Here is an 18993-nt window from a genome sequence, read left to right on the forward strand (position 1 = left end):
TCCTCGCGTGCGGCAGCGAGAATCGACCGGAAGCGGCGCGGGTGCGGGGCGTGGGGCCGCCCTGCGCCGGCGCCGAGCCGTATTGCCCACGCTGAGCGCGAAGATGCCCGAGGTCTGCTCCGACCGGGATCAGAAATTGTACCCGACGCGCAGCCGCATCTGATGCCGGTCGAAGTTCGAGAGGTCGAGGGGCCCGGGCTCTCCCAGAGCCTGCCCGGCAACCTGGAAGCTCCAGGTGAACGAGGCCCAGGCATGCGGGGACAGATTCGTGTAGGCCGTGGGGCCGATATACACGGCATCGCCTGCGAACCGGTCGAGCGTCAGGCCCTCGTATGTCCGGGCGTAGCGGACCTCACCGCCGAGGAAGACGCCGGGTTGAACGCGATAGGCTAACGCAGCCGACACCTCGATCCCCGATCCAAGCAGGTGCGCGTTCGTCACGTTCATGCGCGTCGATGAGAATGCGAAGCTCGCGTTGAGAGCGGCGACCAGCGTGTCGGGGATCACCTCCCGGTCGGCCAACAGCCCGACCTCCGTGCCGAAGCTGCGGGCCGGCGCGCCCGATCCGCCGTCCACGGTGCCGTAACCCGGCACGAGGTTCAGCGTCAGCCCGAAGGGCGCAGCGCGTCGATCCAGCAGGCGCAATCGGGTTTCGAGGAAGCCGCCGTTGAAGCCGCCGGTGGTCCGGGTCAGCTCGCCGGGCGTGCCGATATCGGAAGCGTTGAAGGTGACACCCGGTGCCAAGCGGAACGCGTTGGTGAGTGGCATCTTCAGGGCCAAGCCGCTGTCCACCGTCAGGAAGCGGCCGAGGCGGCGCCCGAGGCGCCCGCTCGTCTCCCATTCCAACTCCGCTTCCCCGGGCACACCCAGGTCACTGCCTTCCGTGAAGCCGAACAGATGCTCGCTGTCGAGATCGCCCGGCGTCAGGGTCTCGGCGGCAGTCGGGAGCGTCTGCGCCGAAGCAGGCGCCCCGGCCATGCCGAGCGTCAGCGCCAGCCAGCACAGGACGATGCCCCTGAGCGCAAGGCGGCACGGAACGCAGGCGTGTTGCATAGCCATGACCCATCATTATAGCTAATGCTATATGTGATAGGTCGCTCGATGCCTGGCGGTCAACGGCAGAGCGCGTCAGAAACAGAAGGCTTCACGTTCCTTCCGCGGGGAGCGGATGACCATTCGGCGCAAGAGCGTCTGTCGGTCCCATGGCAGCGTGAACGGCCATGGCGTCAGCGGCGATGACTGCGAAGCCGGTTCGAGCTTCACCCCTCGATCACGGACGATCGGGAGCCACGAGACCTGATGTTCAGATCGACCCGCCGACTTCAGCCCTCGCGGGTGCTGGCCGGATGCTCGGCCTCGGGCAGGGCTACGTAGATCAGCACGCCGAGCATCGTCATGGCGAAGCGGAAGGCCGATTGCTGGCCGTTCCAGGTCGGCGACATCCACATGCCGAACCACTCGCCGCCGATGCCCAGGAAGCCCGCCTGCCAGATCAGGAAGCCGACGCTCAGGCCGGCAATCGCCCAGGCCTTCGCCGGGACGAAACGGGCGGGTGAGGCCCGCAACCGCACGAGCATCAGAAGCACGCCGCTCCAGAGCAGGAGGGTGGTCAGAGCCTCTCCGGCGACGATCAGGGCGAAGGCCGCGCGCTGAAGCCCCGGATCCGTGATCGAACGGTCGGCGATTCCCGATCCGGGCAGGATGGTGTCCATCGCCAGCACATGCTGCACGAAGGCGAGGTTCACCGCCGGATCGACGATGTTGCCGAACACCACCAGCGTGCAGGTCAGCGCCAGGGCGGCAACCAAGGCGGCCTTCGAGAGACGGACGACGAGCATGGATGGTCCCTCCCGGCACACGGCCCGCCGCGCTGCGGCGGGTCCGAGACAGGTCTCAGCCCGGTCTCGGCCGGCTCAGTTCGCCTTCGCCTCGACATCGAGCCGGTCGAGCACGGCCGCCGGCGAGCGCGCCGCGCCGAGATCGATGAACCCGATGCCCGCGGGCTCCTTGGACTTCGCGTGCACCGCGAGCTTGCCGGGCTTCATGACGAACTGGCCCATGGCGGCCCCGATGCCCTTGGCGGCCGCGCTGTTGCCGAGGATGATCGGAACGCCGAGCAGGCTCGCGGTGACGTATTCCTTGCGCAGCTCGTCCGGCTTGAGGCTGAGATCCTTCGATTGCGCGGCCAGGAAGCGCTCGAAAAGGCCGGCATTCTCCACCGTCAGGTCGAGGGTCTTGGCGCTGCCCGAGAACATCAGCATGGTGGCCGCCGGAAGGGTGCCGGAGAACAGCTCGGGTCCGATGCCCCCCAGCAGGCCGGAAAGACGGACGGTGCCGATGTCGCGCCCCGATATCGTGACCTCGCGCAGGGCGAGGTCGCGGGCCTTCTCGTCCAGCGTCGCATCGGCCACGAGATCGAGGTCGAGATCCCGGTAGCCGTAGACCGGCAGCATGCCGAAGATCGGCGCGCCGGCGAGGAGATCGGCGGGCAGGGTCAGACCGGAGAGGGTGACGCGGGTCGCGCTTGGCACGCCCTCGGTCGGCGGCCCGAATGCCAGGTTGGCTTCGCGCAGCGCGATGCGGCGGGCCGGCCGCGGCGACACCGTGACGGCGAGGGGATCGGCGACGATGTCGGCCGCCCGGGGCTCGACCGCCCGGGGTTCGACCGCCCGGGGTTCGAACGCCTTGCCGGCCCCCGGCCGGCTCGGGTCGGGGAGGACCCCGCGGGCCGACGGCCGCAGATCGCGCGGCGTTGCCCGGTCCGCCTCGACCTCGGACGGGAGTTCAATCGACAGGTCGCTGAGGGTCAGATTGCCGAGCGTCGGGGTCAGGCGGCGCATCTCGACGTCGGAGAAGCCTGGCCCGCCCGTCGGCTCGGCGGCGATACCCTGAAGGGTCGCGACGGTCGGCGCCAGGGAGGTCCCCAGCGCGGCGACGCGGCCGACATGGATGCGCAGAGGCCCGCGTGACAGCGACAGGTTGTTCAGCGTGGTACCACCCTCAGCACCGGAGGATGAGTAGGCGGCGCGGCCGATCTCGAACAGAACCGGCCCCTTCGGATCGGTATCGCTCACGCTCAGGCCCTGCATCTCCAGGCTGCCGACGGAAGTCGCCGCGATGAGGTCGGCGGCCGCGCCCGCCAGGGGGCGCCGGTCGCTGGATTCGTCGAAGCCGCCGGCCACGATCGCGAAGGCACCGCTCCAGCCGTCCGGCACCTGACGGCCACCGAGGTCGCGCCCATCGAGGCGCGCGATCTTCACGGTAGTCCCGCGCGCGTCGGAATAGGTCACGTCCGAAACCTGGATGGTTCCGTAGACGCGCTGGACGGGTCCCTTGCCGTCGCCGGGAACCGTGTAGAGACGGCTGAGCGCCGCGAGATCCAGGTCCGTGGCCCGCACCTGTCCGTAGGTTCCGGAGCTGCGGTTCGGCCCGGCGATCGCGCTGACCGTGGCGCCCGCCGCCGACAACTCGCCGACACGGCCGGCGCGGATGTCGCGGGCGACGACGTCGCGGTAGGTCACAGTCTGCCGGTTGTCGCCGGGCCCGGCATTCTCAGAGGTGAGAACCGGGATCGTCAGGCTGCCGGCATCGAGCTTGGCCAGCCGCTGTTCCCAGGGGACGGCGGAATCGGGCCGCAGGATCGCCGCGAGATCCTCCTTCGAGAGGCGCGTGCCGCTCGCCGTCAGCTTCGGGGCCTTCAGCAGCGTGCCGCCGAGCGGAAGCATCACATCGGTGACCGTCACGTCCTGGACGGCAGCGGCCGCCTCCTGCGCGGCGAGCGGCGCGGGAACGGACCCGAGGCCCAGGAGGACCAGCATGCCGGTCGTCGCCCAGGCCGACCGGAGGCGGATGCGGGCCTTCGGATGGTTCATGGCTGCGTCCGGACCAGGGCTCTCACGGGAATACCCTAGCCGTGCCGCGTTTTGCCGAGCGAGGCAATCGCGCACGCCGGTCCGGGCGACCGAGCCGGGACCGGTGTCGTACGGACGCAACGGCGCAGGTGCGCCGAGCCAGCCCTTACAACGAGAAGGAGGTGCCGCAGCCGCAGGAAGCGGTGGCGAGCGGATTCTCGATCTTGAAGGATTGGCCGATCAGGTCGTTCACGAAATCGATGGTCGAGCCGCTCATGTATTCCAGCGAGACCGGATCGACGATCACGGTGGCACCGTCGCGCTCGATCGCGACGTCCTGTGCCTCCCGGGCGCGGGTGATGTCGAAGGCGTAGGAGAAGCCCGAGCAGCCGCCCCCGTTGACGCTGATCCGCAGGGACGAGCCGGCCGGCTCCGCCACCATGATCTCGTTGATGCGCTTGGCCGCGCGGGCGGTCAGGGTGATCTCAGCCATCGGTCTCTGGCCACGCATTCGTTCAGTGGACGGCGCGCCCGGCCCGTTGCCGAGTGCGCCCTGGCCCACAAGATATGAGGCGCAAGCCCGCGCCGCAACGCGCCGGGCGGGGAGCCGTCATGAGCAGGGTGCGTGAGTTTGCGAGCGGATGCCGTGCGACCGAACGGTGAGCGCTGGCGTGCGCCCTACGCCACGGACCCGGCCCGCACCCGGGGACGCCTCATCCCGGAGGCCGGCTCGCCGACCCGCAGCGACTTCCAGCGCGACCGGGACCGGATCATCCACTCGACGGCGTTCCGGCGGCTGAAGCACAAGACGCAGGTCTTCGTGCATCACGAGGGCGATCATTACCGCACCCGCCTGACCCACACCTTGGAGGTGAGCCAGATCGGCCGGGCGCTCGCCCGCGCCCTCGGGCTCGACGAGGATCTCGCGGAGGCGCTGGCTCTCAGCCACGACCTCGGCCACACCTGCTTCGGCCATACCGGCGAGGACGCCCTCGACGCCTGCATGGTGCGCTACGGGGGCTTCGACCACAATGCCCAGGCGCTGCGGATCGTCACCCGGCTGGAGCGGCGCTACGCCGGCTTCGACGGGCTGAACCTCGCCTGGGAGACGCTGGAGGGCCTCGTCAAGCACAACGGTCCGCTTCTGACCGCGGACGGGCGGCCGACACCCCGCTACGCCGCCCACGGCATCCCGGCGGCGATCCTGGAATACGATGCGCTGAACCCCCTCGACTTGTGGAGCCAAGCGGGCCCCGAAGCCCAGGCGGCCTCCCTCGCCGACGATATCGCCTACGCCGCCCACGACCTCGACGACGGGCTGCGCGCCGGGCTGTTCGAGATCCCGGAGTTGCGGGCGGTCCCGTTCCTGGCCGGGCTGCTCGACGAGATCGACCGGCTGCATCCCGGCCTGGAGCCGTCGCGGATGATCCACGAGCTCGCCCGGCGGGTGATCACCCGCTTCGTCGAGGACGTCATCCGCGAGGGCGGCCGCCGCATCGCCGCCCTGGATCCGCGCCGGGTCGAGGACATCCGGAATGCGGATCAGCCGGTCATCGTCTTCTCGCCGGAGATCGCGGCGGCCGATGCCGACATCATGCGCTTCCTGTGGGAGCGGATGTACCGGCATCCCGGCGTGGTGGCGGTGCGAAAGAAGGCCGATGCCATCGTCAACGACCTGTTCGCCGCGTTCACCGCGGCGCCGTCCCGGATGCCGGAGGAGTGGAGCGCGGGACTCGAAGGAGCCACCGAGGCCCGGGTTGCCCGCCGGGTCGCCGACTACATCGCCGGCATGACCGACACCTACGCGGTCCTGGCGCACCGCAAGCTCTATGCGACGACGCCGGACCTGCACTGGGAGCTGCCCAGCCGGGGCCTGCCCCTCGCCGAGCCCTGAGGGCCCGGCGCGGGGCGGGATCGGATCAGCAGCCGCAACCGCAGGCGAAGCTGCCGTAGCACCCGCCGTAGCCGTAGCCACCGTAGGCGGCCGGATAGCCGTAGCCGTACCCGCCATAGCCGGCCGGGTAGCCGTAGCCACCGTAGCCGTAACCGCCGTAGACGGTCCCGGCGGCGAGCCCGAGCCCGAGGCCGATCCCCGCGCCGGCCAGCCCGTAGCCGAGGGCGCGACCGTAGCCGCGACGGTAGCCGTAACCGTAGCCGCGGCCGTAGAAGCCGCGGCCCGCGAAGCCGCCGCGGTAGCCGTAGCCACCCCGGAAACCGCCGTGGAAGCCGCCGCCGTGGAAGCCGCCGCCATGGAATCCGCCGCCGCGGAAGCCGCCCGCCTCGGCACTCGGCGCGGCCAGGATGAGGGCGCAGAGCGCCGTACCCGCAATCGTCAAGGTCTTCATTAGCAACTCCGCGATCGGCACACTCTCGATCGGAGGCGATGACACCGTTTCGCCCCGTGCGAGACAAGACGGACACTGGGTGATCCGTATTCGTCGCACGGGATAACGCGGCCGCAGCCCGAACTTGGTTATCGGACCGGCGCCGCGAATGCGAACTCCGCCGGGCGGGCACGCGGCCCGGCGCCGTGACACCCTCCCGCCCCCTTGCTAGACCGCCGGGGCGGGCGCAGGCCGGACGGGCCGGGCGACGAGACCCCCGCGCGAGCGAGATCGAGACTCATGAACATCTTCGCCCTGTTCGAGGCGCGCGTGCGCGAGGCCGTGGAGGCGCTGACTCGCGCCGGCCACCTGCCCGAGGGCCTCGACCTGGGCCGCGTGGTGGTCGAGCCGCCCCGCGACGCGTCGCACGGCGACCTCGCCACGAACGCCGCGCTGGTTCTGGCCAAGGAGGCGCGGGCCAACCCGAAGGCGCTGGGCGAGGCCCTGGCGGCGGAGCTCCGCACGGATCCGCGGATCGTCGAGGCGAGCGTCGCCGGGCCGGGCTTCATCAACCTGCGGCTCGACCCCGCGATCTTCCACGCGGTGGTGCGCGACGCGTTGGCCGCGCCGGAGGCGTTCGGCCGCGCGCAGCTGCCCGGCGGGCCGATCAACGTGGAGTACGTGTCGGCGAACCCGACGGGGCCGATGCATGTCGGCCACGGCCGCGGCGCGGTGTTCGGCGACGCCCTGTGCAACCTGCTCGTCGCGGCCGGTCGGCAGGTGACGCGGGAATACTACATCAACGATGCCGGCGTTCAGGTCGACGTTCTGGCCCGCTCCGCCTTCCAGCGCTACCGCGAGGCTCTGGGCGAGCCCTTCGCCATCGCGGAGGGCCTGTATCCGGGCGACTACCTGAAGCCCGTGGGCGCCAAGCTGGCCGAGACTCATGGCCGCGCGCTCCTCGACAAGCCCGAGGCGGAGTGGCTGCCGACGGTGCGCGAGACCGCGCTCGGCATGATGATGGACATGATCCGCGCCGACCTGGCGGCGATCGGCATCCGCCACGACGTGTTCTTCTCCGAGCGCACGCTGCAGCAGAGTGGGGCCGTCAAATCCCTGCTGGCGGAGCTGCGGGCCAAGGGCCTCGTCTACGAGGGCCGCCTGCCGCCGCCCAAGGGCCAGCTGCCGGAGGATTGGGAGGACCGCGAGCAGACGCTGTTCCGCACCCGGGAATTCGGCGACGACAGCGACCGGCCGTTGCTCAAGTCGGACGGCTCGTACACCTATTTCGCCTCCGACATCGCCTATCACCGGGCGAAGTACCTCGCGGGCGCGACCGAGCTGATCGACGTCCTCGGCGCCGATCACGGCGGCTACGTGAAGCGCATGCAGGCCGCCGTGAAGGCGGTCAGCGACGGGAAGGCCACGCTCGACGTCAAGCTCTGCCAGCTCGTGCGGCTGTTGCGCGCAGGCGAGCCCGTCAAGATGTCGAAGCGGGCCGGCGAGTTCGTCACTCTGCGCGACGTGATCGACGAGGTCGGCCGCGACGCGATCCGGTTCATGATGCTCTACCGGAAGAACGACGCGACCCTGGATTTCGACCTCGCCAAGGTGGTGGAGCAGTCGAAGGACAACCCGGTCTTCTACGTCCAGTACGCGCATGCCCGCGTCCGCTCGGTACAGCGGCAGGCGCGCGAGGCCTTTCCGGACGCCGACCTCTCGGCAGCCACGCTGGCGCGCGAGGCCGACCTCGCCGTGCTGAGCGATCCGGGCGAGATCGAGATGATGCGCCTGATCGCCCAGTACCCGCGGGTCCTCGAATCCGCCGCGCTGGCCCATGAGCCGCACAGAATCGCGTTCCACCTCTATGAACTGGCCTCGTCGCTGCATAGTTTCTGGAACAAGGGCAAAGACTTGCCGCAATTACGGTTTGTTAATGCAACCGACCGAAAGTCGACGTGGGCCCGGCTGGCGCTCGTCGAAGCTCTTCGGAGCACGCTCGCAGCCGGCCTTGCGATTCTCGGTGTGACCGCGCCGGACGAGATGCGATAGGCCCGGCTGCATCGGGCCGGTCGCCGGCGTTGATGTGAGGATGCTGCCATGACGAACGCTTCGCGCGCTCAGGTCGATCTGGACGCCTTCGCGCGCGATCTGCGTCAGGAGAGCAGCCACGCATCGCAGGCGTCCGGCAAGGCCGATCCATTGGCGGAACTGGCCCGGATCGTCGGACAGGACGATCCGTTCCGTGCCCTGCTCGCCGCGCGCGATGAGATCCGCGCCGCACCTGCCGCCCAGACGCAAGCCGGCTGGAACGGCCGGGTCGAGCCGAGCTTCGCGGCGGAGGCGGCCAAGCCCACGCCGGCCGACGCGTTCGACCAGTACCTCGCCTCCGTCGAACAGGACACGCATCGCGATGGCGGCACCTATGCCCAGGAGAGCGGGGCTGCGTCGACGGGCGACGATGAGGTCTATGCGGACACCCATGCCCTGCGCCGCGCGAATCCGCGTCGGCGGCTGGTCTCGGTCGGCGCCGGCGTCGCCGTGGTCGCGCTCGCCGTCACGGGTGCGCTCACCTACAAGGGCCTGAGCAATTCGGGCCATGGCGGCGTGCCGGTCGTGCAGGCCGACTCGACGCCGCTGAAGGTCGCCCCGAAAGTGGCCGACGGCGTCGAGATCCCGGATCAGAATCGGCAGATCTACGACCCGAAGGGCAAGAAGGACGGCCAGATCAAGATCGTGAACCGCGAGGAGCAGCCCCTCGACGTGGCCGAGGCCGCGCGGGCGGCCCAGGGTCCGTCGCAGCCGAGCAGCGCCCAGGGCGGCACGACGCCGGGCAACAGCCCGTTCGAGGCGTTCGGGGAACCCCGCCGGGTCCGCACCGTCGCGGTCAAGCCGGAGGCGCCGCCCGCGCCGCCGCCGCGGGAGCAGCAGGCCGCCGATGCCGGGCCGGCCCCGATCCCCACCATGGTTCTGCCCAGCGACGAGCCGCCGGCGCCGCCGCCCGCGAAGTCCAAGCCCGTCCGCCAGGCCGCCGCGTCCATGCCGATGACCACGGCCACACCCGTCGACGCGCAGCCGGAAGCCCCCGTCGAGCCGCCGGCCCCCAAGCCGGTGGCCGTGAAGCCGCCGCCGAAGGCCGCCCAGCGGATCGCCGCCGTGGCCCCGGCCGGCGCGGCCGCGCCCGACACCACCGCCAGCACCACGACCGACGACGACGCCGTGAAGTCCGGCCCAGTGAGCGGCTTCTCGGTGCAGCTCGGCGTGCGCAGCTCCGCCGCCGAGGCGAAAGCCGCGTTCCGGCAGATGCAGGCCAAGTATTCGCAGCTCGCCGGCAAGCCCGAGCTGATCCGGCAGGCCGAGGTCAACGGCAAGACGATCTACCGCGTCCGCGTCGGACCCCTGGAGAAGGCCCAGGCCGCGAGCCTGTGCAGCGCCCTGCAGGGCGAGGGCGGCCAGTGCTTCGTGGCCAAGAACTGAGGCGCTGACGGGAGGCCGCGCACGGGACCACGCTCCGGTCCGCGGCCTGCCTCGTCGCCGCCGTCCCGACCGGGTCTCGGCGGCAACACGCGCGGCGCCATCGTCCCGGCATCCGCCGGGAGCCGCGGTTTGGTCTTGCCGGCTCCCCGTTCCCGCCCGACTCTCTCGCCATCGATTCGAGCCGCCCGGCGGTCTTGCCGCCGTCTTCGCGCCGCCACCGAGCAGTATCCGAGCCGTTCCTGATGACCTCCCGCGCCCTGATCCTCGGCTGCACCGGCCCGTCGCTCTCGGCGGAGGAGAGCGCCTTCTTCCGTGACGTGAAGCCCTGGGGCTTCATCCTGTTCAAGCGCAACATCGGGACCCCCGACGAGGTCCGCGCGCTCACCGGCGCGCTCCGGGACTGCGTCGGGTCCGATCGGGCGCCGATCCTGATCGACCAGGAGGGCGGCCGGGTCCAGCGCATGGGCCCGCCCCATTGGCCGGCCTACCCGGCGGGCGGCCGCTACGGCCGCCTGAACGGCAGCGCCGCGACGGTCGCCCGCCTCGGCGCGCGCCTGATGGCGCACGACCTCGCGGAGGTCGGCATCAACGTCGACTGCGCCCCCGTTCTCGACGTGCCGGCGCCGGGCTCGCACGACATCATCGGCGATCGGGCCTACGGGACCAGCCCAGAGCGGGTCGCCGAGATCGGCCGCGCGGTGGCCGAGGGCCTGATGGCGGGCGGCGTCCTGCCGGTCATGAAGCACATTCCCGGGCACGGGCGCGCCACCTGCGACAGCCACCACGGCCTCCCGGTGGTCGACGCGACCCGCGCGGATCTCGCAGGGCAGGATTTCCGGACCTTCCGGGCGCTCGCCGACCTGCCGATGGCCATGAGCGCGCACGTCGTCTTCACCGCCATCGACCCCGACCGGCCGGCCACGCAGTCGGCCGCCGTCATCCGCGACATCATCCGCGGCACCATCGGGTTCGACGGTCTGCTGATGACCGACGACCTGTCCATGCACGCGCTGACCGGCACGTTCCGCGACCGGACGGAGCGCGCCTTCGCGGCGGGGATCGATATCGGCCTCCACTGCAACGGCGCGATGGACGAGATGCGCGCCGTCGCTGAGGCGGCGCCCGACCTTACCGGCGAGGCTGCGCGGCGCGCGGCGGCCGCGCTGGCGCGCCTCGACCCCACCGGCGACGGCCTCGACGTGCCGGAAGCCCGGGAACGCTTCGCCGCGGCCCTCGCCGCCGCCTGACCTGCAAACATCTTGCGGCCTTCCACCGCGGCCTTCCACCGCCCGTGGCATCGCCTCTGCTTGTGTTCGGGCGGCGCGATCCCTAGGTTCGCCCCGAAATCCTCAACCGGACGTGGCGTCACGCTCCCGCTTCTTCGGGGCGCCCGCAGGAGGTTGCCATGGGCAGCATGAGTATCTGGCACTGGGTCATCGTCGCGGTCATCGTGATGCTGCTCTTCGGACGCGGCAAGGTGTCCGACCTGATGGGCGACGTCGCAAAGGGCATCAAAGCCTTCAAGAAGGGCATGGCCGAGGACGAGACCCCGCCGGTCAGCCAGAATGCGGCGCCGCCGGCCGAGCCGGTCCGCACCATCCCGCACGCGACCGAGACGAGCCCCGGCACGGCCATCCCGGCAAGCCATCTCCCCGGCGGCGAGCGCAAGCCGGTCTGACGGCGAGCCCGACTGTAGGACTGTCAGAGCGCGCGCGCTCGTGTAGAGCCTGACGGGGTCCGGCCGCCAAGCCGGATCTCGGGGCAGCAGGACCGTCGACGACATGCTGGACATGAGCTGGGGCGAGGTGATGCTGATCGGCGGCGTCGCCCTCATCGTCATCGGGCCGAAGGATCTGCCGAAGGCGCTGCGCACCGTCGGGCAGGTCACGTCGAAGCTGCGCCGCATGGCCGGCGAGTTTCAGATGCAGTTCAACGAAGCGATCCGCGAGGCCGAACTCGACGACGTCCGACGCGAGGTCGACGGGATCCGCAACACCGTCCGCTCGGCGGGCTCGACCTTCAACCCCGTGCAGACGATCCGCGACGAGCTGAAGGGCGCCGTCGAGGGGCGTGCCAAGATGGGGCCGGAGAAGCTCGGCCCGGAGCTTCCGCCGGCCGAGACCCGGTCCCTCGCCGACGCTACGGCGCAGCTTAAGGCCGAGCAGGAAGCCGCAGCGCCCGCACCTGTCGCCGAGACGCTGCCCGTCGAGACGTCCCAGCATCCGGCGCCTCTGGAGGCGGAGGCGCTCCTGCCCGTGCCCGGGTCGGTGGACGATCCGTTCGGGACTCCGTCCGAACCGCCCGCCCCACACCCCGCCACCGACGATTCCAAGAACGGCACGGCTGCCCGATGATCAGCGAGGCGGATGAGGCCGAGATCGAGGCGTCGCGGGCGCCCCTGCTCGAGCATCTGATCGAATTACGCGCACGGCTGATCAAGTCGCTGATCGCCTTCGTGCTGATGTTCTTCGCCTGCTTCTTCTTCTCGCGCGATATCTACAACGTGCTGGTCTACCCCTACGTCTCGATCGTGGGTGCGCAGAACGCCGAGCTGATCGCCACGCACTTCCTCGAGCAGGTCTTCACCAACATCAAGCTGAGCGTCTTCGGCGCGGCCTTCCTGGCCTTCCCGGTGATCGCGACTCAGATCTACGCCTTCGTGGCGCCGGGGCTCTATCGCAACGAGCGGAAGGCCTTCCTGCCCTACCTCGTGGCGACGCCGATCTTCTTCCTGCTCGGCGCGCTGGTGGTGTTCTTCCTGGCGATGCCGCTGCTGATCAAGTTCTCGGTGTCGCTCCAGCAGGTGGGCGTAGCCGGAGAGCCGACGATCAAGCTGCTCCCGAAGGTCGACGAGTACCTGTCGCTGATCATGACGCTGATCTTCGCGTTCGGGATCGCCTTCCAGCTGCCGGTGATCCTGACGCTGCTCGGTCAGATCGGGATCATCGACGCGGCCTTCCTGCGGGAGAAGCGGCGTTACGCGATCGTCTTGGTCTTCGTCGCCGCCGCCATCCTGACGCCGCCGGACGTGATCTCGCAGCTCTCCCTGGCGATCCCGATGCTGCTCCTCTACGAGGCCTCGGTCTTCTCGGTGGCGCGGGTCGAGAAGCTGCGGGCCGCGCGGCGGGCCGCGGAGGGGCTCGAGCCCTGAGGCGGCGCGCCGGGCTCAGTCCGGCGCGCGCAGGCGGTAGCCCACACCGGTCTCGGTGAGGAGGTAGTGCGGCCGCTCCGGGTCCGGCTCGAGCTTCTGGCGCAGCTGCCGGATGTAGACGCGCAGATATTGCGGATCGGAGGTTGACGGCGCGTGCCGCATGAGCTGGGCATGCGTCAGCACCTTGCCGGCGTGCTGCACCAGAGCGCGCAGGAACTCGTATTCCCGCGGCGACAACTTCACCTCACGGTCGCCGACCCGCACGATGCGGCGGATCAGGTCGACCGAAAGGTCGTCGACCCGGAATACCGGCCGCTCCCCCTGCATGGCGAGCCGATGGCGCAGGGCCGTGCGGATGCGCGCCAGCAATTCGTTCATACCGAAGGGTTTGGTGACGTAATCGTCGGCGCCGAGATCGAGCGCCTCGACTTTGCCGCGCTCGTCCTCGCGACTCGACAGGATCAGCACCGGAAGGTCCGGCCAGCGCTCGCGGATCGCCGCCAGTAGGGCGTGGCCGGGCATGTCCGGGAGGCCAAGGTCGAGGATCGCGAGGTCCACGCCGCCGTCTTGCAGGGCGGCGAGTGCCGCGGCCCCGTCGGCGGCCTCGACGACGGCGTAATCCTGCGTCCCGAGGCCGGTTTTGAGCAGCCGACGGATCGGCGGCTCGTCATCGATCACAAGGATGCGGGCGGTGCTCACGCGGGCCGCTCCCGATCGCCGATCCAGTCCGCCGGGCGGCTCATTCCGGCCGGAGCAGCACGTGCCGCTTTTTGCCGAAGGACAGCTTGATCACGCCGTCCGCGGTCAGGTCACCGCGGCCGAGGACCGCCTTCTCGTCCGTGACCGGCACGTCGTTGACCCGCAGGCCGCCGCCCTTGATCTGGCGGCGCGCCTCGCTGGTGGAGGGCACGAGCTTGGCGACCTCCGGCCCGAAGGCGGTGAGCACGCCGAGGCCGGCCTCGAGGGTGGCGGACGGGACGGTCACGCTCGGCAGGTCGGCGGCGAGCGTGCCCTCGACGAAGGTCTTCCGGGCGGTCTCGGCGGCGGCCTCGGCGGCCTCGCGGCCATGCATCAGCGCGGTGGCCTCGGTGGCCAGCACCGTCTTGGCCGCGTTGATCTCGGAGCCGGCCAGCGCGGCGAGGCGCGCGATCTCCTCCATGGGCAGCAGGGTGAAGAGCTTGAGGAAGCGGGCGACGTCCGCGTCCTCGGTGTTCCGCCAGAACTGCCAGTAATCGTAGGGCTTCAGCATCTCCGGGTTGAGCCAGACCGCGCCGGCCGCGGTCTTGCCCATCTTGGCGCCCGACGACGTGGTCAGCAGCGGGCAGGTCAGGGCGTAGAGCTGCGGCGTGCCCATGCGGCGGCCGAGATCGATGCCGTTGACGATGTTGCCCCACTGATCCGATCCGCCCATCTGCATGACGCAGCCGTAGCGGCGGTTCAGCTCCACGAAGTCGTAGGATTGGAGGATCATGTAGTTGAATTCGAGGAACGACAGTTCCTGGTCGCGCTCCAGGCGCAGGCGCACGCTGTCCATCGACAGCATGCGGTTCACCGAGAAATGGCGGCCCACATCGCGAAGCATCTCGATGTAGTTGAGCTTGGTCAGCCACTCCGCGTTGTCGACCATCACGGCGTCGTTCGCCCCCTCGCCGAAGCGGAGGAACCGGTCGAAGGTCTTGCGGATCTCGGCCTTGTTGGCGTCGATCTGCTCGACGGTGAGGATCTTGCGGGTCTCGTCGCGGCCGGACGGGTCGCCGACCCGGGTCGTGCCGCCGCCCATCAGGGCGATCGGCTTGCCCCCAGTGGCCTGCAGCCAGTGCAGCATCATGATCGACAGGAGGTGCCCGACATGGAGCGACGGCGCCGTGCAATCGTAGCCGACATAGGTGGTCAGCCGGCCTTCCAGCGCCGCCGCGTCGATGCCGGCGAGGTCCGAGGTCTGGTGGATATAGCCGCGCTCGGTCAGGATCCGCAGGAAGTCGGATTTCGGCGCGAAGCTCTCGGCGGTCATGGATGCCATCTCGGGTCGCGCGCTGGCGCGACAGGCCGAGGCCCCGCATGCTAGCTCGCGCTGGGTTCAGGATACGGCGCGCTCTTAGCAGGGCGTTCGCCGAAAGGCACGGGGCAGGACGGCATGGCGATGATGCGCGCGATCGGACTGATGAGCGGCACGTCGCTGGACGGCGTCGACATCGCGCTGATCGAGACCGACGGCGAGCGGGTCCACGTCGTCAAGGGCCACAACAACTTCCTCGAGCCGCTGGGTCCCACCGGCTATCGCGGCTACGCCGACGACGAGAAGGCGCTGCTGCGCGCGGCGACCAAGGATGCCGAATCCGTCCTCCATCCCGGCGACCGGCCCGGGCGGCTGCCGGAGGCGGAGGCCTTCGTCACCCTCGCCCACGCCGAGGCCGTGGAGCGCTTCCTGGCGGAGCACGGCCTGACCGCCTGTGAGATCGACGTGATCGGCTTCCACGGGCAGACGGTGATCCACCGGCCGGACCAGCGCATCTCGATCCAGATCGGCGACGGGCAGGCGCTGGCGACCCGGCTCGGCATCCCGGTGGTCTCGGACCTGCGCCGGGCCGATATCGAGGCGGGCGGGCAGGGGGCACCGCTGGTGCCGGTCTTCCACAAGGCGCTCGCCGAGGCGTCGGGCTTCGACGGGCCGTTCGGCATCCTCAACATCGGCGGCGTCGCCAACGCGACGCTGATCGACTCCAAGGGCGGCGTCATTGCCTTCGACACCGGCCCCGGCAACGCCCTGATCGACGAGTGGATGCAGGAGCGCGAGGGCAAGAACCTCGACGATGGCGGCCGGACCGCGGCCCGCGGCCGGCCCGACGAGCAGCTGCTGGCCTGGCTGCTGACGCATCCATTCTTCTTCCGCCGGCCGCCGAAGTCGCTGGACCGGAACTGGTTCTCCCACAAGCTCGCCGGCCAGCTCTCCACCGAGGATGGCGCCGCGACGCTCACGGCCTTCACGGCGCGCGCGGTGGCCCGCGCCCTCGACCACGCCCCCGAGATCCCGAGCCGCTGGATCGTCGCCGGCGGCGGCGCCCGCAACGGCGAGCTGGTGCGGCTGCTGAACTACCATCTGCGCGCCGAGATCACGACCGCGGACGCGATCGGCTGGTCCTCCGCCTACCTGGAGGCGCAGGCCTTCGCGTATCTCGCGGTGCGCTCGCTCAAGGGCCTGCCGATCACCTTCCCGTCGACAACCGGGGTGCGTGAGGACATGACCGGCGGAGTGCTGGCGCGCCCGTGAGTCTCGGCTACGCGCTCCGGAAGATCGTCGAGGACTATCCGCTCGCCCGCCTCGATCCGCCGGCCGGCCATCCGCTGGCCACGGTCATCCGCAAGGGCGCGCCGGACGAGCTGCGCGCGGCCCTGGCGCCGATCGATGGGCCTTTTCTCGTGAAGGGCAGCCCCGGCCGTGGCCGCAAATGGGCCGCCGTGCCGTGGATCGCGGTGTTCGATCCCGGGATCACCACCAGCGCGACGCGTGGCTACTACCTCGTCTATCTGTTTCCGGCGCATCGCGAGGCGGTCCACCTGTCGCTGGCGCAGGGAACCGTGGCGGCGATCCGGGCTCACGGCGCGGCAGCCGGGGCCCATCTGCGCGCCAGCGGCGACGCGCTTCGGGCACGGTTGGTCGACTTCACCGACGCGCTGCCGACCGCGGCGATCGCCCTCGGCAGCGCCGGCGCATTGCCGGAGGGCTACGAGGCCGCCCATATCCGCGGCCTCACCTACGACCTCGCCGCTCTCGGCGACGAGACCCGGCTTCGCCAGGACCTCGCCACGGCAATCGCGGCGTATCGGGCGCTCAAGGTGCGGGGCGGGCTCGACCTGCCCGGTTCGGCCGAGGGCGCATGAGACCGCGGGTTGCCCCGACCCGTCCTTGCGAGCGCCTCTGCACGGACCACGTTTGTGCCTCGGGCGCTCCCGCGCTAAGGCAGCCGCGCCATGTCGCACAACACCTTCGGCCACCTGTTCCGCGTCACGACCTTCGGCGAGAGTCACGGGGTCGCACTCGGCTGCGTCGTCGACGGCTGCCCACCCGGACTTGCCCTGGAGGCCGAGGAGATCCAGGCCGAACTCGATCGCCGGAAGCCCGGCCAGTCACGCTTCACGACGCAGCGCCGCGAGCCCGATCAGGTGAAGATCCTGTCGGGCGTGTTCGCCGACGACCGCACCGGCGGCCGCCAGCTCACCACCGGCACGCCGATCGCGCTGACGATCGAGAACACCGATCAGCGCTCGAAGGACTATTCCGAGATCCGCGACAGCTACCGGCCCGGCCACGCCGACTACACCTACGATGCCAAATACGGCATCCGGGACTATCGCGGCGGCGGACGCTCCTCGGCGCGCGAGACCGCCGCGCGGGTCGCGGCCGGCGCGGTGGCGCGCAAGGTCATCCCGGGCATGACCATCCGGGCCGCCCTGGTGCAGATGGGACCGCACGCCATCGACCGGTCGCGCTGGGACTGGGCGGAAGTCGGCAACAACCCGTTCTTCTGCCCCGATGCCGAGGCGGCGACCTTCTACGAGACCTATCTCGACGCGATCCGGAAGGACGGATCCTCGGTCGGCGCCGTCATCGAGGTCGTGGCCGAGGGGGTGCCGCCCGGCCTCGGCGCGCCGATCTACGGCAAGCTCGATGCCGACCTCGCCGCCGCGATGATGTCGATCAATGCCGTGAAGGGCGTCGAAATCGGAGACGGTTTCGCGGCTGCCGCCCTGCGCGGCGAGGACAATGCCGACGAGATGCGCGCCGGCAACGGCGAGCGGCCGCGCTTTCTCGCCAACCATGCAGGCGGGATCCTCGGCGGCATCTCCAGCGGCGAGCCCGTGGTGGTGCGCTTCGCCGTGAAGCCGACCTCCTCGATCCTGACGCCACGCCGCTCGGTCACCCGCGACGGCAGCGAGGTGGACCTCGTCACCAAGGGCCGCCACGACCCCTGCGTCGGCATCCGCGCCGTGCCGGTGGCGGAGGCCATGATGGCCTGCGTGCTGGCCGATCACTATCTGCGCCATCGAGGACAGGTTGGGCAGCAGCCCTGATCCTGGTCCTCGCCTCAACGACCCGAGAATGCCCGTGCCCCACTGCACCGTCACCGAGGCCATCGCGGCCTTCGCCCGCGGCGAGATCGTGGTCGTCACCGACGACGACGACCGCGAGAACGAGGGTGACCTCGTCGTCGCCGCCTCGCTCTGCACGCCGGAGAAAATGGCGTTCATCATCCGCAACACCTGCGGCATCGTCTGCGCGCCGATCACGCAGAGCGAGGCGCGGCGCCTGCACCTCGCCCCGATGGTGGCGTCGAACGACGCCCCCCTGGGCACGGCCTTCACGGTCACGGTGGACGTGAAGCACGGCCTGACGACCGGCATCTCGGCGGAGCAGCGCTGCAACACGGTGCGGGCACTCGCCAACGGCAATATGGGCGCGGGCGATTTCGTTCGGCCCGGCCACGTCTTCCCGCTGATCGCCCGCGACGGCGGCGTGCTCATGCGCTCGGGTCACACCGAGGCTGCGGTCGACCTGTGCCGCCTGGCCGAGCTGCCGCCCGTGGGCGTGATCTGCGAACTCGCCAACGACGACGGCACCGTGATGAAGGGGCCGCAGATCGAGGCTTTCGCCGAGAAGCATGGTCTCAAGCAGGTCTCGGTGGCCGACCTCATCGCCTATCGCCAGGCCCGGGACCGGCTGGTCGAGCGGATCGGGCACTTTCCGGTGCGGTCAAATCACGGCGACCTGAACGCCTACGTCTTCTCGACGCCCTTCGAGTCGATCCAGCAATTCGCCTTCGTCATGGGCGAGATCGGCGACGGCCGGGACGTGCTGGTGCGCCTGCACCGCTCCAACGTCGCCGCCGACGTGATCGGTGGCGGCACGCAGATCGATGCCGTGCTGAAGCGCTTCGCGGCGGCCGGACGCGGTGTGCTGGTCTATCTTCGGGACGGGACGGCTGGCGTGCCGGTGAAGAGCGTCATCGAGGAGGGCACGGAAGCCCAGCGGGCGCGGCAATGGCGCGAGGTCGGGCTCGGTGCCCAGATCCTGCGCGACCTCGGCGTCGTCTCGATCCGCAACCTCGCGACTTCGTCCCGCTCCTACGTTGGTCTCTCGGGCTTCGGCATCGAGCTTTTGGGCGACGAACCTCTGGAGGGCTGAAGCCGTCGG

18 protein-coding genes are annotated in these 18993 nt (G+C 70.4%); 11 read left to right on the forward strand and 7 right to left on the reverse strand.

Features of this window, described 5'->3' with window-relative positions:
- Positions 1-129: 129 nt before the first annotated feature.
- From CIW48_RS01055 to CIW48_RS01070, 4 genes are all read right to left on the reverse strand, one after another.
- The gene (locus CIW48_RS01055) at positions 130-1059 is read right to left on the reverse strand and encodes a hypothetical protein (RefSeq protein ID WP_246695079.1); all 930 of its coding nucleotides are present in this window, start codon (positions 1057-1059) and stop codon (positions 130-132) included.
- A gap of 263 nt (positions 1060-1322) precedes the next feature.
- Entirely contained in the window at positions 1323-1838 is a 516-nt protein-coding gene (locus CIW48_RS01060; protein ID WP_149308263.1) for a DUF2165 domain-containing protein, read from the reverse strand.
- A 75-nt stretch (positions 1839-1913) separates the two neighbouring features.
- Positions 1914-3872 carry a hypothetical protein gene (locus CIW48_RS01065; protein ID WP_149308265.1) on the reverse strand — a complete coding sequence of 653 codons (1959 nt, stop codon included), beginning with the start codon at positions 3870-3872 and terminating at the stop codon, positions 1914-1916.
- Between the two features lie 145 nt (positions 3873-4017).
- The gene (locus CIW48_RS01070; protein ID WP_020092036.1) at positions 4018-4344 is read right to left on the reverse strand and encodes an iron-sulfur cluster assembly accessory protein; all 327 of its coding nucleotides are present in this window, start codon (positions 4342-4344) and stop codon (positions 4018-4020) included.
- 153 nt (positions 4345-4497) lie between these two features.
- Here CIW48_RS01070 and CIW48_RS01075 point away from each other — a divergent pair, with 153 nt between their 5' ends.
- On the forward strand, positions 4498-5745 hold the full coding sequence (locus CIW48_RS01075; protein WP_149308267.1) for a deoxyguanosinetriphosphate triphosphohydrolase: 1248 nt from the start codon (positions 4498-4500) through the stop codon (positions 5743-5745).
- Positions 5746-5770: 25 nt separating this feature from the next.
- Here CIW48_RS01075 and CIW48_RS01080 read toward each other — a convergent pair whose 3' ends face one another.
- Positions 5771-6196 carry a hypothetical protein gene (locus CIW48_RS01080; protein WP_149308270.1) on the reverse strand — a complete coding sequence of 142 codons (426 nt, stop codon included), beginning with the start codon at positions 6194-6196 and terminating at the stop codon, positions 5771-5773.
- Between the two features lie 279 nt (positions 6197-6475).
- Between CIW48_RS01080 and argS the strand changes: the two genes are divergently transcribed.
- The 6 genes from argS to tatC all read left to right on the forward strand — a co-directional run bounded on the left by argS (position 6476) and on the right by tatC (position 12803).
- The gene (gene argS / locus CIW48_RS01085; protein WP_149308272.1) at positions 6476-8227 is read left to right on the forward strand and encodes an arginine--tRNA ligase; all 1752 of its coding nucleotides are present in this window, start codon (positions 6476-6478) and stop codon (positions 8225-8227) included.
- A gap of 48 nt (positions 8228-8275) precedes the next feature.
- Positions 8276-9652 carry an SPOR domain-containing protein gene (locus tag CIW48_RS01090; RefSeq protein ID WP_149308274.1) on the forward strand — a complete coding sequence of 459 codons (1377 nt, stop codon included), beginning with the start codon at positions 8276-8278 and terminating at the stop codon, positions 9650-9652.
- A 242-nt stretch (positions 9653-9894) separates the two neighbouring features.
- A complete protein-coding gene (gene nagZ, locus CIW48_RS01095) occupies positions 9895-10899 on the forward strand; it encodes a beta-N-acetylhexosaminidase (protein WP_149308276.1) in 1005 nt (334 codons plus the stop codon).
- Positions 10900-11057: 158 nt separating this feature from the next.
- Entirely contained in the window at positions 11058-11330 is a 273-nt protein-coding gene (locus tag CIW48_RS01100) for a twin-arginine translocase TatA/TatE family subunit (protein ID WP_149308277.1), read from the forward strand.
- A gap of 103 nt (positions 11331-11433) precedes the next feature.
- Complete coding sequence (gene tatB / locus CIW48_RS01105; RefSeq protein ID WP_149308280.1) at positions 11434-12006, forward strand: Sec-independent protein translocase protein TatB; 573 nt, start codon at positions 11434-11436, stop codon at positions 12004-12006.
- Complete coding sequence (tatC, locus tag CIW48_RS01110) at positions 12003-12803, forward strand: twin-arginine translocase subunit TatC (protein WP_091779175.1); 801 nt, start codon at positions 12003-12005, stop codon at positions 12801-12803. The genes tatB and tatC overlap by 4 nt, the downstream gene beginning before the upstream one ends.
- A gap of 15 nt (positions 12804-12818) precedes the next feature.
- On the opposite strand, the gene CIW48_RS01115 is transcribed toward tatC, so the two are convergent.
- Both CIW48_RS01115 and tyrS read right to left on the reverse strand, forming a co-directional pair.
- Positions 12819-13502, reverse strand: a complete 684-nt coding sequence (locus CIW48_RS01115) for a response regulator transcription factor (protein WP_149308282.1) — start codon at positions 13500-13502, stop codon at positions 12819-12821.
- Positions 13503-13542: 40 nt separating this feature from the next.
- Positions 13543-14814 (reverse strand): tyrosine--tRNA ligase, encoded by a 1272-nt coding sequence (gene tyrS, locus CIW48_RS01120; protein ID WP_149308284.1) that lies wholly within the window; start codon positions 14812-14814, stop codon positions 13543-13545.
- Positions 14815-14937: 123 nt separating this feature from the next.
- Here tyrS and CIW48_RS01125 point away from each other — a divergent pair, with 123 nt between their 5' ends.
- The 4 genes from CIW48_RS01125 to ribB all read left to right on the forward strand — a co-directional run bounded on the left by CIW48_RS01125 (position 14938) and on the right by ribB (position 18984).
- Positions 14938-16071, forward strand: coding sequence for an anhydro-N-acetylmuramic acid kinase (locus CIW48_RS01125; protein ID WP_149308286.1), 1134 nt, complete (start codon positions 14938-14940; stop codon positions 16069-16071).
- On the forward strand, positions 16068-16682 hold the full coding sequence (locus CIW48_RS01130) for a DUF3578 domain-containing protein (RefSeq protein ID WP_149308288.1): 615 nt from the start codon (positions 16068-16070) through the stop codon (positions 16680-16682). The genes CIW48_RS01125 and CIW48_RS01130 overlap by 4 nt, the downstream gene beginning before the upstream one ends.
- A gap of 90 nt (positions 16683-16772) precedes the next feature.
- The gene (gene aroC, locus CIW48_RS01135) at positions 16773-17873 is read left to right on the forward strand and encodes a chorismate synthase (protein WP_149308290.1); all 1101 of its coding nucleotides are present in this window, start codon (positions 16773-16775) and stop codon (positions 17871-17873) included.
- A 34-nt stretch (positions 17874-17907) separates the two neighbouring features.
- The gene (gene ribB, locus CIW48_RS01140) at positions 17908-18984 is read left to right on the forward strand and encodes a 3,4-dihydroxy-2-butanone-4-phosphate synthase (RefSeq protein WP_149308292.1); all 1077 of its coding nucleotides are present in this window, start codon (positions 17908-17910) and stop codon (positions 18982-18984) included.
- Positions 18985-18993: the final 9 nt, after the last annotated feature.

Origin of the sequence: Methylobacterium sp. P1-11, assembly GCF_008329595.1 — a bacterium.
Classification (GTDB): Bacteria; Pseudomonadota; Alphaproteobacteria; order Rhizobiales; family Beijerinckiaceae; genus Methylobacterium.

Excerpts from the sequence above, each read along its gene's own strand:
- CIW48_RS01055 (WP_246695079.1), bottom strand. The coding sequence starts at position 1,059 with ATGGCTATGCAACACGCCTGCGTTCCGTGCCGCCTTGCGCTCAGGGGC.
- CIW48_RS01060 (WP_149308263.1), bottom strand. The coding sequence starts at position 1,838 with ATGCTCGTCGTCCGTCTCTCGAAGGCCGCCTTGGTTGCCGCCCTGGCG.
- CIW48_RS01065 (WP_149308265.1), bottom strand. The coding sequence starts at position 3,872 with ATGAACCATCCGAAGGCCCGCATCCGCCTCCGGTCGGCCTGGGCGACG.
- CIW48_RS01070 (WP_020092036.1), bottom strand. The coding sequence starts at position 4,344 with ATGGCTGAGATCACCCTGACCGCCCGCGCGGCCAAGCGCATCAACGAG.
- CIW48_RS01080 (WP_149308270.1), bottom strand. The coding sequence starts at position 6,196 with ATGAAGACCTTGACGATTGCGGGTACGGCGCTCTGCGCCCTCATCCTG.
- argS (WP_149308272.1), top strand. The coding sequence starts at position 6,476 with ATGAACATCTTCGCCCTGTTCGAGGCGCGCGTGCGCGAGGCCGTGGAG.
- CIW48_RS01090 (WP_149308274.1), top strand. The coding sequence starts at position 8,276 with ATGACGAACGCTTCGCGCGCTCAGGTCGATCTGGACGCCTTCGCGCGC.
- nagZ (WP_149308276.1), top strand. The coding sequence starts at position 9,895 with ATGACCTCCCGCGCCCTGATCCTCGGCTGCACCGGCCCGTCGCTCTCG.
- CIW48_RS01100 (WP_149308277.1), top strand. The coding sequence starts at position 11,058 with ATGGGCAGCATGAGTATCTGGCACTGGGTCATCGTCGCGGTCATCGTG.
- tatB (WP_149308280.1), top strand. The coding sequence starts at position 11,434 with ATGCTGGACATGAGCTGGGGCGAGGTGATGCTGATCGGCGGCGTCGCC.
- tatC (WP_091779175.1), top strand. The coding sequence starts at position 12,003 with ATGATCAGCGAGGCGGATGAGGCCGAGATCGAGGCGTCGCGGGCGCCC.
- tyrS (WP_149308284.1), bottom strand. The coding sequence starts at position 14,814 with ATGACCGCCGAGAGCTTCGCGCCGAAATCCGACTTCCTGCGGATCCTG.
- CIW48_RS01125 (WP_149308286.1), top strand. The coding sequence starts at position 14,938 with ATGGCGATGATGCGCGCGATCGGACTGATGAGCGGCACGTCGCTGGAC.
- aroC (WP_149308290.1), top strand. The coding sequence starts at position 16,773 with ATGTCGCACAACACCTTCGGCCACCTGTTCCGCGTCACGACCTTCGGC.